The 16,933-nt window shown below is 61.3% G+C and carries 16 protein-coding genes; 5 read left to right on the top strand and 11 right to left on the bottom strand.

Translation table 11 applies throughout. The features are described from left to right. Nucleotides 1-74 precede the first annotated feature (74 nt). Complete coding sequence (sugE, locus tag ATH90_RS09770) at nt 75-389, top strand: quaternary ammonium compound efflux SMR transporter SugE (RefSeq protein ID WP_034103027.1); 315 nt, start codon at nt 75-77, stop codon at nt 387-389. A gap of 124 nt (nt 390-513) precedes the next feature. On the opposite strand, the gene ATH90_RS09765 is transcribed toward sugE, so the two are convergent. The 4 genes from ATH90_RS09765 to ATH90_RS09750 all read right to left on the bottom strand — a co-directional run bounded on the left by ATH90_RS09765 (nt 514) and on the right by ATH90_RS09750 (nt 5,253). After that, entirely contained in the window at nt 514-2,388 is a 1,875-nt protein-coding gene (locus ATH90_RS09765) for an MFS transporter (RefSeq protein WP_034103025.1), read from the bottom strand. A gap of 58 nt (nt 2,389-2,446) precedes the next feature. After that, nucleotides 2,447-3,595: a TDT family transporter gene (locus ATH90_RS09760; RefSeq protein WP_069022663.1), complete on the bottom strand. Its 1,149-nt coding sequence runs from the start codon at nt 3,593-3,595 to the stop codon at nt 2,447-2,449. A 107-nt stretch (nt 3,596-3,702) separates the two neighbouring features. Beyond that, nucleotides 3,703-4,014: a cupin domain-containing protein gene (locus ATH90_RS09755; protein WP_034103021.1), complete on the bottom strand. Its 312-nt coding sequence runs from the start codon at nt 4,012-4,014 to the stop codon at nt 3,703-3,705. Between the two features lie 45 nt (nt 4,015-4,059). Then, nucleotides 4,060-5,253, bottom strand: a complete 1,194-nt coding sequence (locus ATH90_RS09750) for an MFS transporter (RefSeq protein ID WP_098466161.1) — start codon at nt 5,251-5,253, stop codon at nt 4,060-4,062. Between the two features lie 91 nt (nt 5,254-5,344). Between ATH90_RS09750 and ATH90_RS09745 the strand changes: the two genes are divergently transcribed. Next, the gene (locus tag ATH90_RS09745) at nt 5,345-5,884 is read left to right on the top strand and encodes a TetR/AcrR family transcriptional regulator (protein WP_098466160.1); all 540 of its coding nucleotides are present in this window, start codon (nt 5,345-5,347) and stop codon (nt 5,882-5,884) included. 762 nt (nt 5,885-6,646) lie between these two features. Here the strand turns inward: ATH90_RS09745 and ATH90_RS09740 are convergent. The 4 genes from ATH90_RS09740 to ATH90_RS09725 form a co-directional block, all read right to left on the bottom strand. Continuing rightward, the gene (locus ATH90_RS09740) at nt 6,647-7,426 is read right to left on the bottom strand and encodes an ABC transporter permease (protein WP_034106501.1); all 780 of its coding nucleotides are present in this window, start codon (nt 7,424-7,426) and stop codon (nt 6,647-6,649) included. After that, on the bottom strand, nt 7,423-8,355 hold the full coding sequence (locus ATH90_RS09735) for an ABC transporter ATP-binding protein (protein WP_034106503.1): 933 nt from the start codon (nt 8,353-8,355) through the stop codon (nt 7,423-7,425). The genes ATH90_RS09740 and ATH90_RS09735 overlap by 4 nt, the downstream gene beginning before the upstream one ends. A gap of 134 nt (nt 8,356-8,489) precedes the next feature. Beyond that, entirely contained in the window at nt 8,490-9,107 is a 618-nt protein-coding gene (locus ATH90_RS09730) for a glutathione S-transferase family protein (RefSeq protein WP_034106505.1), read from the bottom strand. A 58-nt stretch (nt 9,108-9,165) separates the two neighbouring features. Then, on the bottom strand, nt 9,166-9,825 hold the full coding sequence (locus tag ATH90_RS09725) for a transglutaminase-like domain-containing protein (RefSeq protein WP_034106507.1): 660 nt from the start codon (nt 9,823-9,825) through the stop codon (nt 9,166-9,168). A gap of 191 nt (nt 9,826-10,016) precedes the next feature. Between ATH90_RS09725 and ATH90_RS09720 the strand changes: the two genes are divergently transcribed. Both ATH90_RS09720 and ATH90_RS09715 read left to right on the top strand, forming a co-directional pair. Further along, nucleotides 10,017-12,464: an acyl-CoA dehydrogenase gene (locus ATH90_RS09720; protein ID WP_098466159.1), complete on the top strand. Its 2,448-nt coding sequence runs from the start codon at nt 10,017-10,019 to the stop codon at nt 12,462-12,464. A 75-nt stretch (nt 12,465-12,539) separates the two neighbouring features. Further along, entirely contained in the window at nt 12,540-12,947 is a 408-nt protein-coding gene (locus ATH90_RS09715; RefSeq protein ID WP_010211653.1) for a PA2817 family protein, read from the top strand. Nucleotides 12,948-12,977: 30 nt separating this feature from the next. On the opposite strand, the gene ATH90_RS09710 is transcribed toward ATH90_RS09715, so the two are convergent. Then, entirely contained in the window at nt 12,978-13,916 is a 939-nt protein-coding gene (locus ATH90_RS09710; protein ID WP_069022618.1) for a LysR family transcriptional regulator, read from the bottom strand. A gap of 89 nt (nt 13,917-14,005) precedes the next feature. Here ATH90_RS09710 and ATH90_RS09705 point away from each other — a divergent pair, with 89 nt between their 5' ends. Next, nucleotides 14,006-14,632: a serine-tRNA(Ala) deacylase AlaX gene (locus tag ATH90_RS09705; protein WP_034106513.1), complete on the top strand. Its 627-nt coding sequence runs from the start codon at nt 14,006-14,008 to the stop codon at nt 14,630-14,632. A gap of 78 nt (nt 14,633-14,710) precedes the next feature. On the opposite strand, the gene ATH90_RS09700 is transcribed toward ATH90_RS09705, so the two are convergent. After that, complete coding sequence (locus ATH90_RS09700; protein WP_098467660.1) at nt 14,711-16,285, bottom strand: alkaline phosphatase D family protein; 1,575 nt, start codon at nt 16,283-16,285, stop codon at nt 14,711-14,713. Continuing rightward, on the bottom strand, nt 16,282-16,836 hold the full coding sequence (locus ATH90_RS09695; RefSeq protein WP_098466158.1) for a GNAT family N-acetyltransferase: 555 nt from the start codon (nt 16,834-16,836) through the stop codon (nt 16,282-16,284). The genes ATH90_RS09700 and ATH90_RS09695 overlap by 4 nt, the downstream gene beginning before the upstream one ends. Nucleotides 16,837-16,933: the final 97 nt, after the last annotated feature.

The raw sequence follows: 16,933 nt of genomic DNA, 5'->3' as shown, positions 1-16,933 counted from the left end.
TTCGCGGGGACGACCCCGCGACGCTCTCAAGCGCCTAATCCGGGGACGACCCCACCTAGTGTTAGGAGGTCATCATGTCCTGGGTCATTTTGTTTTTCGCAGGGTTGTTTGAAGTCGGCTGGGCCGTTGGCCTGAAGTACACCGACGGCTTCAGCAAGCCGCTTCCCACCGCCCTGACGATTGTCGCCATGGCCATCAGCCTTGGCCTGCTGGGGCTGGCCATGAAAGAACTGCCGCTGGGCACCGCCTACGCCATCTGGACCGGCGTGGGTGCGGTGGGCACCGTGATTGCGGGGATTATCCTGTTTGGAGAGTCCATGGCGTTGTTCCGTTTGGCCAGTGTGGCGTTGATCATTTGCGGGCTTATCGGCCTCAAGATCAGCACCTGAGCCACTGCCGCTATCGCGGCGATGCGGCGACCCGACAAGCCCGCTCCCACATTTGGATGTATAGATACAGTCAGAAGTGGGAGCGGGCTTGCCTGCGATGAGGGTCTTGAAGCCAGTAAAAAAACTACCTGACACTGCCCCTCAACACCCCCACCCTTTCCTGCAACTGCGCAGGCGTAGCGGCCTCTACCGTCACCGGCTCACCCGCCACCAACACCACCTTCGACCAGATGCGATGCAAGAACCCTTTGTTCGGATCGCGGCTGAAGAAACTTCCCCACAACCCTTGCAGCGCCATTGGAATCACCGGCACCGCCGTCTCTTCCAGAATGCGCGTCACGCCGCCACGGAACTCGTTCATCTCGCCATCGGCGGTCAGCTTGCCCTCCGGGAAGATGCACACCAACTCCCCTTCCTTCAGATACTGCGCAATACGCGTGAAGGCTTTTTCGTAGATCTGGATATCTTCGTTGCGCCCCGCAATCGGGATCGCCCCAGCGGTGCGGAAGATGAAGTTGAGCACCGGCAAGCGGTAGATCTTGTAGTACATCACAAACCGAATCGGCCGACGCACCGCGCCGCCAATCAACAGTGCATCGACAAACGACACATGGTTGCACACCAGCAACGCCGCGCCTTCATCCGGTATCGCCTCCAGGTTGCGATGCTCCACGCGGTACATGGAATGGCTGAGCAGCCAAATCATGAAACGCATGGTGAATTCAGGGACGATCTTGAAGATATAGGTGTTGACCGCGATGTTGAGCAGCGACACCACCAGGAACAACTCGGGAATCGACAGCTTGGCCACGCTCAGCAGCAGGATCGACACGATGGCCGAGACCACCATGAACAGCGCATTGAGAATGTTGTTGGCTGCGATCACGCGCGCGCGCTCGTTCTCGGCGGTACGCGACTGAATCAGCGCATACAGCGGCACGATATAGAAGCCGCCGAAAACACCCAGGCCGAGGATATCGAACAGCACCCACCAGGCCTGGCCGTAACTGAGCACGGCCAGCCAGTCGTTGGCCTGGACGTTCTGAGGGAAACCGCCGGAGTGCCACCACAGCAACAGGCCGAACACGGTCAGGCCGAATGAACCGAACGGTACCAGGCCGATTTCGACCTTACGCCCGGAAAGCTTTTCGCAGAGCATCGAACCCAGCGCGATACCCACCGAGAACACCGTGAGAATCAGCGTCACCACGGTCTCGTCGCCGTACAACCATTCCTTGGCGTAGGCCGGGATCTGCGTCAAGTAGATCGCGCCGACAAACCAGAACCACGAGTTACCGACGATGGAGCGCGAAACGGCGGGCGTCTGCCCCAGGCCCAGGCGCAGGGTGGCCCAGGACTCACTGAAGATATTCCAGTTCAGCCGCAGCTGCGGGGTCGACGCCGCTGCCCGTGGAATGCTGCGGCTGGCCAGGTAACCCAATACCGCCACGCCAACAATCGCCACTGACACCACGGGTGCGTAATGGGTGGACGACATCATGATGCCAGCGCCAATGGTGCCGGCCAGGATCGCCAGGAACGTGCCCATCTCTACCAGGCCGTTACCACCGACCAGCTCATCGTCGTGCAACGCCTGGGGCATGATCGAGTACTTCACCGGGCCGAACAGCGCCGAATGGGTGCCCATGGCAAACAGCGCCAGCAGCATCAGCTCCAGGTGGTTGGTCAGGAAACCCGTCGCGCCCACGGCCATGATCACGATTTCGCCGATCTTGATCGCGCGGATCAACGCATCCTTGTTGAATTTCTCGCCAAACTGCCCGGCCAATGCCGAGAACAGGAAGAACGGCAGGATAAACAACAACGCACAGAGGTTGACCCAGATCGAACGGTCACCGTCGATGGTGAGCTTGTAGAGAATGGCCAGGATCAGCGATTGCTTGAAGATGTTGTCGTTGAAAGCGCCCAGCAACTGGGTGATGAAGAACGGCAGGAAGCGCCGTGTGCGCAGCAAGGTGAATTGCGAGGGGTGGCTCATCGTCCGTGTTCCTGCGTGGCCTGTTATCGATTCAGGCCACGACTTTACCTAATCCTGCTTACTTATTCGCTAGTCCCGCAATGCACGGTGAAACAAAAAGCTCACCTTTATAGGCGCCCTGCACGGTGCGCTTGGCGACGATCAGCCACATCAGCGCCAACGCCACCACCAGCACGCTGCCCAATACACTGAAGAATGCCAGGTGCAGCAGGCTCGCCAGCTTGAGCGTCGCCAGGGCATACACGCCCAGAGGGAAGGTAAAACCCCACCAGCCGAGGTTGAACGGAATACCGGCGCGCAGGTAACGCAGGGTGATCAACACCGCGATCAGCATCCACCACAAGCCAAAGCCCCACAGCGTAATGCCCGCCACCAACCCGAGGCCGTTGGCCATGTCGCCGACACCGGGCAAACCATTGGCCGCGAAGATAGCCGGCGCATCGCCCCCTAGCAGCAACATGCCCAGCGCCCCTGTACCGATGGGCCCCAGGGCCAGCCAGCTCGACGCGGCCATATTGGCGTGGGGCAGTTTGTGCAAGGCCATGCGCAGCATGAGGATGGTCAGGATGCTGAACGCCACCGGCAGGGAGAACGCCCACAGCACGTAGCTGGTCACCAGCATCACCAGTTGCGAATGGGCATCCGCCAGGTGCGGTGCGAGCAGGCCACCACTGGCGGCGGCGACTTCCGCAGCGACCACGGGCAGCAGCCAGACGGCGGTCATCTGGTCGATGCTGTGTTCCTGGCGGGTGAACATCATGAACGGAATGAGCACACCGCAGGCCAGCGCCATGGCCACGTCCAGCCACCACAGGGCCTCGGCGAGCGGTATCACGTCGGCGCCCCAGCGCGGCAGGCCGAACAGCAGCAAGCCGTTGAGAATCGTCGCGAGCCCCATGGGGATCGTGCCGAAAAACATCGAAACCGTGGAGTGCCCGAAGATCCGCCGAGCCTCGTGGAAAAACATCACCCAACGGGCCGCGTACAGCACGCTGAACAACACAAAGAGGCCAATGGTGAACAACCACAGCGCTTGGGCGATGGCGTGCAGGCCTGGCAGGTTGACCGGTAGTTGCGCCAGGGCCAGTGCAAGCACACCAGTGCCCATGGTGGCGGCAAACCAGTTCGGCGTGAACTGGCGTATCACTTCCCGTGGACGGGTCAGGTGACTGAAGGGTTTGTAGCTGATGCTATTCGAGCAGGTCATGATGGCAATCCTCTTCCTCGCATGAGGTTGAGACCATGGTAGAACCGAATCGAATATCTATATAACGGGTAATATCTCTATCTGTTATCTACTTTGTCAATATAGCGTCAGACGCTGCCTTCGCATTCGATCACTAGAATCCGCGCCTGCCCTTGCGGGTGGGCCACGTGCTCGGTGCCGACACTGGCGTAGAAGATGTCGCCCACGCCCAACTCAGCCACCTGTTCGAAACCATTGTCTCGGTAGTGCATCTGCACCCGGCCGTCCAGCACCACAAACACTTCTTCACCGTCGTTGATATGCCAGCGATAGGGCTGGTCGGTCCAGTGCAGGCGCGTGGTGATGCCGTTCATCGTGGCGATGTCCAGCGCTTCCCAGGCACGGCTGCCAGTGAAGTCCTTGCTGCGGATGATCTTCATGCTCGAATCTCGATCAGGCGGATACGGGGCACTGATTATTACTCATCAGCCGCCTGTCGTCGCCCGCACGCGCGCCGACTCCTGCAGCAGCAACGCAAGCAATGCGCCGAGGGCCAGCACCATGAGGACCGCACCGTAGCCGTCGGTGGTGGCGATCAGGCCAAAGCTGCGAATCAGGTTGCCTGCCAGCAATGAAGGCAAGCAGAAGGCCAGGTAGCTCAGCACATAGAACGCCGACATCAACCCCGCGCGCTCATGGGGCAAGGCCAGCGGCACCACACTGCGCAAGGCGCCGAGAAAGCCCGCGCCAAAGCCGCTGCCGGCGATCAGGGTGGCGATGAAGAACAATGGCAGGCTGGCGCTGTGCACCGCCGTGAGGATCAGCGCTACACCGATGGCCAGCAACCCGGCGCCGAGACGTAGCACCTTGTCGGCCGGGCGATTGCGCAGGGTGAAGATCATCAGCGCACCGCTCAGGGTCAGTACGGCCACCAGGCCGCCACCGATCAGGTTGGAGGTGGACCCGGTGGCTGCCCGCACCAGCGACGGCGCCAGGGACAGGTAGAACCCGCCCATCGCCCACACCGCCACGTCCACCGGCAATGACAGCCACAACGCCCGGCGCGCCTGGGGCGGCACATGCAAGGTCGGGCGCAGCGACGCCAGTGCGCCGGGGATGCGGCTCACCGTTTCCGGCAGGCGCCATACGTAGAGGGCCTGCACCAGCATCAAGGCCAGCAACGTCCAATAGATCAATTGAGTCGGCAATGGTGCGAACTCCACCAGCATACTGCTGCCCATCGCGCCGCAGGCCATGCCGAGCAGCGGCGCCACGCTGTTGACCAGCGGGCCCTGCTGGCGGTCGGTATCGAGCAATGCGGCGCCCAGTACGGCGGTGGCCATACCGGTAGCGAACCCCTGCAAGGTTCGCGCGGCAATCAGCCAGGCCACGCTGTCTTCATTGATAAACAGCAGCATCGCCAACATATCCAGGATCAGTGCGGCAAAAATCACCGGCTTGCGTCCCAGGTGATCCGACAGTGAACCGACGGTCAACAGCGCCGCCAGCAGGCTCAAGGCGTAGACACCGAAGATCAGCGTGAGCATGCCTGCCGAAAAATGCAGGCCTTCCTGATACAGGTGGTACAACGGCGTCGGTGCACTGGAGGCCGCGAGAAACGTCAGCAACGTGATCGCGAGGAACACCAGGCTGGAACGATGAGAAACAGGACTGGACATGGGCACGCTCCGCTAAAGCTAATATTTTGCTTTTGCGGAGTGTGCGACCTCCCAGCGCTTAAAGCAAATTCTTTGTGTTAAGGTCACACTCATGGCGATAAAAGAAGGCCTTCGCCCGGGAGGCCGCAGTGCCCGGGTACAAGAATCCGTCCATTCAGCGGTGCGAGAACTGCTGGAAGCCCATGAGCGCTCCAGCGTCACCGTGCCGATGATTGCCGCGCGCGCAGGCGTCACGCCCTCGACGATCTATCGCCGCTGGGGCGACCTCTCCGTGTTGCTCGCGGACGTTGCCCTGGCGCGGATGCGCCCCGATAGCGAGCCCGCCAACACCGGCAGCCTGCGCGGCGATTTGCAGGCCTGGGCCGAGCAATACCTGGATGAAATGAGTTCGGAGCCGGGTCGCAACATGATGCGCGACTTGCAGTGCATGATCACGCCAGGGTACTGCGTGAGCATCCTGAGTGGGCAATTGCAGACCATCGTCGATCGCTATCCAGACGCGGCGCCACCGAGCGTGGACCACCTGATCAACCTGCTGGCGGCGCCGACGGTGTTTCGTATCCTGTTCTCCAACGCGCCGCTGACGGTGCAAGAACTGCACGCCCTGATCGAACTGGCGCTCAACGCCTGACACTTCCCGGTGGGAAGATGGCGGCCTCTACACAACTGCGTAGCACCAAGCCTAACCACGATGCGAAGCGAGCCGCTGTTGATCGTGATCTTGCTTTTGATCTCAGGCGCCCCATCAAACACGCTGGCCGGAATTCGACAGGGATTTGGGGGGTAAACCGGCAGGGATGCCGGTTTAGCCGCCCCGCGCCATGGAGGGCGCGTGGCGGCGGCCCCCCAAATCACTGTCGGATTACGGGCACACCGAGCCTAGGCGAGGTGCCGAGTGTTGGGGCAAGAGCGTTTTGCTTACTTTTGCGCTGTTCAAAAGTGAGCCGCTGTAAGAGCGGAACCCATAGCAGCCGTTGCCTAGATAACGGATATGTACCCGGTCTGATCCAACATTCAGGTCGGCTGTCAGGCCGCCTTCGCGAGCAAGCCCGCTCCCACAGTTGGATCGCGGTGTGACAGGCAGAGAGTGGTTGGCTGTCAGGCCGCTTTCGCGGGCAAGCCCGCTCCCACATTTTGGATCGCGGGGTGACAGGCAGACAGTGGTTGGGTGTCAGGCCGTCTTCGCGAGCAAGCCCGCTCCCACAGTTGGATCGCGGGGTGACAGTTAGATAGTGGTCGGCTGTAAGAGCGCTTTCGCGAGCAAGCCCGCTCCCACATTTTTGGATCGCGGGGTGACAGTTAGATAGTGGTTGGCTGTCGGGCCGCCTTCGCCAGGTCGTGAAACAATAAAAAACGGCCTCATTTGAGGCCGTTTTTCATTGCGGATCGCCGCTTACGTACGCATCCCGCGCCCGCTCACCAGCAACCGCGCGCAGCCGACATACAGCACCACGGTGGCCACGATCATGAAAGTGATCGCCACACTGATCTTGATGTCCGACACACCCAGAATGCCATAGCGGAAGGCGTTGACCATGTGCAGCACCGGGTTGGCCAGCGACACGGTCTGCCAGAACGGCGGCAGCAGGGTGATGGAATAGAACACCCCGCCCAGGTACGTCAGCGGCGTCAGCACAAACGTCGGGATGATCGAAATATCATCGAAGTTGCGCGCAAACACGGCGTTGATGAAGCCCAGCAGCGAGAAGATCGTCGCCGTCAGCACCACCACCAGAATGGTGACCCCGAGGTGATGCACCTGCAGGTGCGTGAAGAACAGCGACAGCAGGGTCACGATCACGCCGACCATCAGGCCACGCAGCACGCCGCCAAGGGTGTAGCCGATCAGGATGGTGTGCGGCGACACCGGCGACACCATCAGCTCTTCGATGGAGCGCTGGAACTTGCTGCCGAAGAAACTGGAGACCACGTTGCCGTAGGAGTTGGTAATCACCGACATCATGATCAGGCCCGGCACGATGTATTCCATGTAGGTGAAGCCACCCATGTCACCGATTTGCCGGCCGATCAGGTTACCGAAGATCACGAAGTACAAGACCATGGTGATCGCCGGCGGCAGCAGGGTCTGCGGCCAGATCCGGGTAAAGCGTTTCACTTCGCGATAAACGATGGTTTGCAGCGCGACGAGGTTGGGTTGCAGTTCGGAACTCATACCGCCACCTTCGCCAGATTTTTCTCCACCAGGGACACGAACAACTCCTCAAGGCGATTGGTTTTGTTACGCAGGCTCAGTACTTCGATGTTCTGGGCCGCCAACTGAGTGAACAGCGCGGTAATGCCCATGGCCTTGTCCACCTGCACTTCCAGGGTGTGGCTGTCGACAAGACGGCTCGGGTAGCCCAGCAATTGTGGCGACACCGACAGGTTGTTCTTCAGGTCGAGCAGGAAGGTTTCCACATGCAACTGGCCCAGCAGATTACGCATGCTGGTGTTCTCGACGATGGTGCCGTGGTCGATGATGCCGATGTTGCGGCACAGCTGCTCAGCCTCCTCCAGATAATGGGTGGTGAGGATGATGGTGATGCCCTTCTCGTTCAGCTCGGTGAGGAAGGTCCACATCGAGCGACGCAGCTCGATGTCCACGCCAGCAGTGGGCTCGTCGAGGATCAGCAGGCGTGGCTCGTGCACCAGTGCTCGGGCGATCATCAGGCGGCGCTTCATGCCACCGGACAACGAACGCGAAGGCACATCGCGTTTGTCCCACAGGCCCAGTTGAGTGAGGTACTGCTCGGCGCGCTCCTTGGCAACTTTCGCCGGGATGCCGTAGTAGCCCGCCTGGGTCACGACGATGTCGAAGGTCTTTTCAAACTGGTTGAAGTTGAATTCCTGGGGCACCACGCCGATGGAACGCTTGAGCGCCGCCGGGGATTTGTCCAGGTCATGGCCGAAGATATTCACCGAGCCGCTGGTCTTGTTGACCAGGGTGGAGAGGATACCGATGGTGGTGGATTTGCCGGCGCCGTTAGGGCCGAGCAAGGCGAAGAAGTCACCTTCGGCAACGTCCAGATCGATACCACTCAGGGCCTGGAAACCGTTGCCGTAGGTTTTGGTTAGCTGCCGGATGGACAGAGCGGAACTCATATCGGATTACGCACCAAAGAAGGGAATAGAAAGAGTAGATGGGGGCGCAGCCCAGGTAGTTCAACGGCGGCGCATGACAAGCATGGTGCTTGCCCGCGCCGCACAAGTACAGTCACCCGTATTAATAGTGGGTATTAAGTCAACGCAGTCATGACCGCCTTGCGATAGGCTGGACGTTGTTGCAGGCGCTGGTACCAGGCCTCTAGATGGGGCATTGCAGGCCGTTCGATGGGCATTTCAAACCAGGCGTAGATGAAACTGCCCAAGGGGATATCGCCCATGCCGATCTCTTCGCCCGACAGATACGGCTGTGTGGCGAGCGCTTGGTCGACCGTCTTGAGCACATCGATACAGGCTTGGCGCCCAGCGTGGATAGTGTCCCAGTTCTGTTTTTCCACCGGGGTGCGCAACACGCCCCAGAACACGATCTTGAACGGTTCGGCAAAGGTGGAAGTGGTCCAGTCCATCCACTTTTCTGCGTTGGCGCGGGCCTTCAGGTCGCTAGGGTACCAGCTCGAGGCCTGCTTGGCGCAGAGGTAACGCACGATGGTATTGGACTCCCACAGCACAAAGTCGCCGTCTTCGATCATCGGCACTCGACCGTTGGGGTTCAACGCCCTGTACTGCGGCGTGTCGACCACACCAAAAGCCCCGCCCGCATCAATTGCCTCATAGTCCAGGCCGAGCTCCTCGGCGCACCACAGTGCCTTCCTGACGTTTGATGAATTTTTACGACCCCAGATTTTCAGCATGACCGCGCCTTTTATTGTTGATGAACATGGCTTGATGAACGCAGCAGCATACGCCGGTTCACGCGCGGCTTAAATCGCTCTGCATGTCGCCGAGCAGCGCGGGCATGTCCTCGCCAAACAGGTGGGGGTAGCACTGCTGGATATGGGCGAAGAAAAATGCCTCGGGCACATCAGGAAATTGCCCGTGGTCCACCACGTACTCCATCGAACGCTGGCCCTGACGGTTGAACGCGTGGAAGACACTGTCATGGATGCCGTCGAAGTCCAGCGGTGGCACGTCGAACACCGCACACAATTGCTGGTTGAACGCGGGGGTGGCCTTGACCCAGCGATCATTGAGGTAAAGCTCGGTATAACCGTGCATGGCGAACACATCACTCTTGAGCAAGGCGATCAGGCGCGGCGTCGACAAGTGATTGCGCACGTCCGCCAGGCCGATGCGCGCCGGGATCCCGCAATGCCGGGCGCAGGCAGCCAGCAAAGTGGCCTTGGGCACGCAATAGCTTTCGCCGGTGGCCAGGGCGAAGCTGGCGTTCAGCGTGTCCGGATCACGGCTGAAAGTGTAGGGGTTGTAGCGAATCGCTTCGCGCACGGCGTAATAAAGGCTGACTGCCTGGTCACTTGCAGCCGCGCGGGTTCCGCGGTGTTTTTCGGCGAACTCCACCACCGCAGGGTGGTCACTATCGATGAAGCGGCTGGGACTCAGGTACGTATCCATGCGCGTGATCTCCGGGATAAGCCTGGAGTTTAACGACAGGTCTGCCACAGCGATAACGACGATTCGGCCAAATGTCGGCGCCTGAAGCCAGGTGCTCCCAGTACAACTTGTAACACCCTGATCACCCAGCTTGTTCGGATGCCGACTAAGCTCCCTGGTGGTTTCGCCCCTGGTTTCACGGAGGATTGAATATGCTGTTGTTGTGGATACTGGTTCTGGTGGTCGGCATTGCCTACCTCGCACACCGCCGCGTCGCCCCCCTGCCCGCGTTGGGTGTGGTTGCCGTCTACCTGCTGGCGATGGGCGCGTGGAGCCACGCACCGGGTTGGCTGCTGCTGATCTTCTGGGTGTTGATCGCCGCCGTGGCCGCTCCCCTGCTGCTGCCCGACCTGCGCCGCCAATACTTCACCAAGCCGCTCTTCAGTTGGTTCCAGAAAGTCCTGCCGCCCATGTCCGAGACCGAGCGTGATGCCATCGACGCGGGCACCGTGTGGTGGGACGGCGAGCTGTTCAGTGGGCGCCCCGACTGGGACAAGCTACTGGCCTACCCCAAGGTGCAACTGACCGAAGAAGAACAGGCGTTCATCGACGGCCCTACCGAAGCACTCTGCGCCATGGTCAGCGACTGGGAAATCGGCCAAGCCATGGACCTGCCACCCGCTGCCTGGGAGCACATCAAGACCCATGGCTTCTTCGCCCTGATCATTCCCAAGGAATATGGCGGCAAGGGCTTCTCCGCCTACGCCCACTCCCAGGTGGCGATGAAACTCGCCACCCGCAGCGGTGACCTGGCCTCCACCGTGATGGTGCCCAACTCCCTCGGCCCTGCCGAGCTGCTGCTGCACTACGGCACCGACGAACAACGCAACCACTACCTGCCACGCCTGGCCCGTGGTGATGACATCCCCTGTTTTGCACTCACCGGCCCGCTGGCCGGCTCCGATGCCGGCGCCATGCCTGATACCGGCGTGATCTGCAAAGGGGAATGGGAAGGCAAGGAAACCCTCGGCCTGCGACTGAACTGGGAAAAACGCTACATCACCCTCGGCCCGGTCGCGACGCTGCTGGGCCTGGCCTTCAAGGCCCATGACCCGGACCACCTCTTGGGTGAAGAGGAAGACCTGGGCATCAGCCTGGCGCTGATCCCCACCGACACCCCCGGCGTGGAAATCGGCCGTCGCCACCTGCCCCTGGGCGCGGCGTTCATGAACGGCCCCAACTCCGGCAAGGACGTGTTCATTCCCCTGGAATTCCTCATCGGCGGCCAGGAAATGCTCGGCAAGGGCTGGATGATGTTGATGAACTGCCTCTCGGTGGGCCGTTCTATTTCCCTGCCTGCGGTCGGCACAGGTGCGGCCAAGTTCACCAGCCTGGTGACTGGCCAATACGCCCAGGTGCGCGAACAATTCAATGTGCCCCTGTCGGCGTTCGAAGGTATCCAGGAAGCCATGGCCCGCATCGGCGGCAACGCCTGGCTGATGGACAGTGCGCGCATGCTGACCGCCAATGCCGTGGACATGGGGGAAAAACCCTCGGTACTTTCGGCGATCCTCAAGTATCACCTGACCGAACGCGGTCGCGAGTGCATCAGCCATGCGATGGACGTGCACGGCGGCAAGGGCATCATCATGGGTCCCAACAATTACCTGGGACGCAACTGGCAAGGCGCACCGATCTTCATTACCGTGGAAGGCGCGAATATCCTGTCGCGCAACCTGATGATCTTCGGTCAGGGTGCGATCCGTTGCCATCCGTTCGTGCTCAAGGAAATGGCCCTGGCCGGTCGCGAGGACCATGACCAGGCGCTGAAGGAATTCGACGGACTGCTGATGCAGCACATCGGGTTTGCCGTGAGCAACGCCGCCAGCACCCTCGTACTGAACCTTGGGGTGGGTCATTTCGAGAAGGCCCCGGGCAACCGTTTGAGCCAGGGTTATTTCCGCGCATTGAATCGTCAGGCTGCCGCGTTCGCGCTGCTGGCCGACCTGAGCATGATGCTGCTGGGTGGCGAACTGAAGCGTCGCGAACGCCTGTCGGCACGCCTGGGTGATGTGCTGAGCCATATGTACCTGGCATCGGCCGCACTCAAGCGTTATCACGATCTCGATTCACCGGACCACCTTGAACCGTTGTTCGCCTGGGCCATGGAAGAAAGCCTCGGGGAATCGGAGCGTGCGCTGGATGAACTGCTGAGCAACTTCCCGAACAAGGTGCTGGGTTGCCTGTTGCGGGTGATCGTGTTCCCGTTCGGACGTCGCCATACCGGGCCGTCCGATGCGCTGGATGCCGAAGTGGCGGCGGTGATCGGCCGTGCCAAAGGCGACCCGACCCTGGAAGAGTTGCTGGCCGGCTGCTACCGCCCGCAATCGTCGGAAGACCCCGTAGGCGCCCTGCAACATGCCTACGACCTGCTCGGCGCCAGCCATCCGTTGCAGAAGAAACTGCACACCGCGCTCAAGAGCGGCCAGGTCAAACCGACGGCCGGGGAACACGCCATCGATGCGGCACTGCACGCCGGCGTGCTGCAACCGGCTGAAGCGCAGACGCTGCGTGACGCTGAAGCCGCACGGCGCAAGGTGATCGACGTGGATGATTTCAGCAAGGAAGAACTGACCCAGGCTGAGGGTAAAGTCCGCTGAGTCGAGCGGTCATATAAATACGGGCGCGGGAGCTATATACTCTCGCGCCCGTTTTTGCTTTAGAGGACTTATCTCGTGTCCAACGTCGTTGCCGATCATCTCGTCTTGCTCGACCACTTGCGCAGCATCCTGGTTGCCGTCGGCGAAGCCGAACAGGTACCCGAGGAAAGCCACTCGCTGTTCCTGGAGCGTTTCGACGAATTGCGCGCCTTGCTGCCGATCGACCCGATCGAAAGCCAGTACCTGGGCCAGGACCTGATGAGCCAGGTCATCCTGCGCTACCCGCAGATTGCCCACCTGGTCCCGCGCGACCTGCTGTGGTTCTTTGGCGGTGACTGCCTGCACTTCATGCCCGATGAGGAACTGGACCTTTACCAGGCCCTGGAAGAGCGTCGCTTCGAAGCCGAACAGAACGACGAACCGTTCGACTGGAACCAGGAAAAGCAGCTGCTGGCCATGCCGGACGACCAGAGCAAGCACTGATTCCCCCTGTAGGCGCCGGCTTGCCGGCGTCTACCCGTTTTGTCGGCGCAATGTCGGTTCCTTCGCCATGCACGCCACCAGATAATCAATGAACACCCGCAGCTTCGGTGGCAAATACCGCGTTGGCGAATGCAGCAACCACGCCTCGCCATGGTAGGACGCAATGAAGTCCCACCCCGGCAATACCTGCACCAACCGCCCCTCCTCCAACGCATGCCGCGCCGTAAAGTACGGCAAGCTGCCAATGCCCAGATGCTGCAACACCGCATCCAGCCGTACACCGGTGTGGTTCGCCGCGTAGCGTCCGCGCACCGCGACCGTCACCGTCTTGCCAGCCTGGCGAAATTTCCAGCGTGAATCCCCCGGGGTTTCCCCCAGGTAGATGCAACTGTGCGCCAGCAAATCCTGGGGGTGGCCCGGTGTTCCGTGCTCGGCCAGGTACTGCGGGGTCGCGCACAGCAGATGCTCGATCGGCAATAACTGCCGGCCGACCAACCCCGGCGGCGGGCTGTCAGTGATGCGAATGCTCAGGTCGACGTTGTCATCGATCAGGTCCACCTGTCGGTCCTCCAGGATCAACTGCACGTCCACCTTGGGATAACGCCGCAAAAACTCCGGCATATGCGGGTGCACCACAAAGCGCCCCACCGCCTTGGGCACGCTGACCCGCACCAGCCCTTCGGCTTCGTGGGTGAACTGGCCGCTGATCTCCATCACCGAGCGCGCCGCGTTGACCATCTCCTGGCAACGCTTGAACACCTCTTCCCCGCCCTCGCTCAGGCGCAACTTGCGCGTGGTGCGTTGCAGCAACCGTGTCGCCAGGGCCTTCTCCAGGCGCGAGATACTGCGGCTCACCGAGGATGGCGAGGCGCCCATTTGCCGGGCGGCTTCGGAGAAGCTGCCGGTTTCCACCACTTTGACGAAAATCGCCATTTCGCCCAGCAGCGGCAACGGTAGATTGATGCTCATGGTGCACAGGTCCATTGATAGATGAGCGGATTATCACCCATCCGCGCACTATTTATACTGCCGGCAGAACCCTGATGCGGATGTAGATCATGACCGAGCGCCTGTTTTTTACCCACGACCACTTGACTGCCGAGCTTGAGGTGCTGAGTTGCACCCCTCATGAGGACCAGTTTGCGGTCATCCTGCAGTCGACGATTTTTCACCCCCAGGGCGGTGGGCAACCCTTCGATACCGGTTGGCTCGGTGACAGTGCTGTGCTGCGTGTCACCCAGGAGGCCGATCGTGTAGTGCACTACGTCGACCGCCCGCTGGAACCAGGCCCGATCACCGCGCGGGTCGATGAACAGCGTCGCGCCTTGCACACTCGGCTGCATTCCGCCGGACACTTGATCGGCAACGTGGGCGAGACGTTGGGCTGGATGCCGATCAAGGCCCATCACTGGCCAGGCGAAGGCAAGATCACCTTCATCCGTGGCGAAGCCGCGCAAGCCATGGAGGCCGAGACCATCCAGCATCACGTCAACCAGTGGATCGCTGCGGACTACCCGCGCCATATGAACCTGGAAGACGGCACCCGCCAAGTCGGCTTCGGCCAATTGCCCGCGTATGCCTGCGGCGGCACCCACGTGCAAACGTTGGGCGAACTTGGCCAGGTGACCATCCTGGCCCTTTCAGAAAAAAAGGGCGCGCTGTCGGTGCGCTACGAAATCGCCTGAGACGGCACATCGCCCCCTGGTGAGCGGGTGTGCCCCGTTCACCACAGAAAACCGGCCTGCCAGAGCAGGCTTTTTCACCTACACCACCATCGCCCCCGCCCGCCCCGACGCCACCACAAACGACTTGAGGGTCGACACCGTGGCCGCCGGATCACGCGGGTCGGTGATCACCCGCAACTGAGTGAGCATCTGGTGCTCATCCACTTCCACCGATACATACCCGCGCTGACGACTGTCGAAAAACTTCACATGGGGGTTGAGCGGCAGGATCTTGCTGAACGCCTCGAACGGCGGCCCATCCGACGTCACTGACGTACCGACGAACTCCGTGGCGACCACGGGCGAATCCGGATTATTGCCATCGGCATGCACATCCGTCACCCAGAACGAATGGATATCGCCGCCCCAGAACACTGGGTTGTCAACCCGATTGCGCACGATGGACGCCAGCATCCGTGAGCGGTTGGCCATGTAGCCGTCCCAGCCATCGGTCCAGCGCCCCGGCGTGTGGCTGGTCAAGTCACGCTGGGTCAGCGGCGCTACCAGCAGGTCCTGGGCGATAACATTCCACTGCGCCTTCGACTGGGCAAAGCCCTGATCCAACCAGGCCTCTTGTTGCCAACCGAGCATCGTGCGACCGGGGTCGCGCAAGTCGTGGCAGAGGTCATCGGCGATGTGCCCCTGATGGCTGCCATTGGGCAAAATACAGGGTTGTTCGGAGCGGTACTGTCGGCCGTCCAGCACATGGAAACGAGCCAACCGACCGTAGTCCAGGCGCCGATAAATGCGCATGTCCGGCCCTTTGGGCACACTGCTGACACGCAGCGGCATGTGTTCGTAATAGGCCTGGTAAGCCGCAGCCCGCTGTTGCAGAAATTGCCCGACCGGGATCTTCGGGTCCTGGGACCAGCGGTTGGCGTAGTCGTTCTGCACTTCGTGATCGTCCCAGGTCGCGACGCTGGGGGCTACGGCGTGCAAGGCTTGCAGGTCCGGGTCGGTTTTGTACAGGGCATAGCGGTTGCGGTAGTCACTCAAGCTCACCGCATTGCCGCTGCCATGGGGGCGAATGATCTTGCCCGAGCCCACCGCGTAGGAACTGTCGTAGATGTAGTCGCCCAGAAAAAACACCAGGTCAGGCTGTTCCTGCGCCAGGTGGCGATACGCACTGAAGTAACCTCGCTCCCAATGCGAGCACGAGACAAACCCCAAGCGCGCCGACGGCATGGCATCCAAGGCCGGCGCCGTGCGCGACTGCCCCACCGGGCTTTGCGCGCCGAGCCCTTCGAACTGATACCAGTACGGCCTGCCCGGCTGCAGCCCCGCCACCTCCACATGCACCGAGTGCGCCCATCGCTCGCTGGCCATGACCTCACCCTGGCGCACCACGCGGGTCATCGCGGCATCGCTGGCGACCCGCCAACGCACCGGCACCGTGCGGCTCAGCCCACCATGGCCATCGGCGGCATTGAACAGCGGCGCCAGGCGCGTCCAGATCACAAAACCATCCGGCAACGGGTCCCCGGAAGCCACGCCCAGGGTGAATGGATAGTCCACCCCGGCACTGCGGGCGAATGGGCTGAGGATCGAAAAGGTGGTTGCAACGGCCAGCCCGGCGAGTACCCGACGCCGGCCCTGATCAACCTCGCCCCTCACCGCCGACACTCCCAATCCTCACGCAGCGTGGCGAACACCAGCATGTCTTCATGCACGCCGTTCTTGAGGAATGCCCCGCGCAGGCAGCCCTCGTACTGCAAGCCGATCTTCTCCATGACCCGTGCCGACGCCTTGTTGCGACTGAAGCACTGGCTGCCCACACGATGAAGGCCGAGGTCGGCGAAGCCGTGGTCCATCAGCACGGTCGCCGCCTCGGTCGCGTACCCCAGGTTGCGCGCATCTGCCGCCGTCCAGCCGCCAAGGTGCCCATAGTGATGGGTCGCATTGATGCGCAAGCTGGCGATACCGATCAACGCGCCGGTGTCGCGCACATGCACACCGAGGCTCAACAGCCCTACCGAGCGAAATTTCGCCTGCATGCCCGCGATAAAATCCAGCGCCGTTTCCAGGGTGTAGGGCGACGGGATACTCGCAGTGTTGTCGGCGATCTTCGGGCCGTTGGCGAGGGCGCACAACGTCTCGGCCTGGTGGTTTTCCAGTGCGCGCATTAACAGTCGCGGGGTGGACAACTGTGGCAGTTCACTACGCATTTTTGGGGGGGCCTCGATGTAAAGTTTTCGAGAATGGCCCCGCCGGGTTTCAATTCTGTTACGTCACTAAAATGACTGACGAGTCTTCTGTAAGACG

The organism is Pseudomonas lurida (assembly GCF_002563895.1).
In the GTDB taxonomy this organism is placed as follows: Bacteria; Pseudomonadota; Gammaproteobacteria; order Pseudomonadales; family Pseudomonadaceae; genus Aquipseudomonas; species Aquipseudomonas lurida.
The sequence above is the reverse complement of the archived record's forward strand: the minus strand, read 5'-3'. Positions and strand labels throughout refer to the sequence as shown.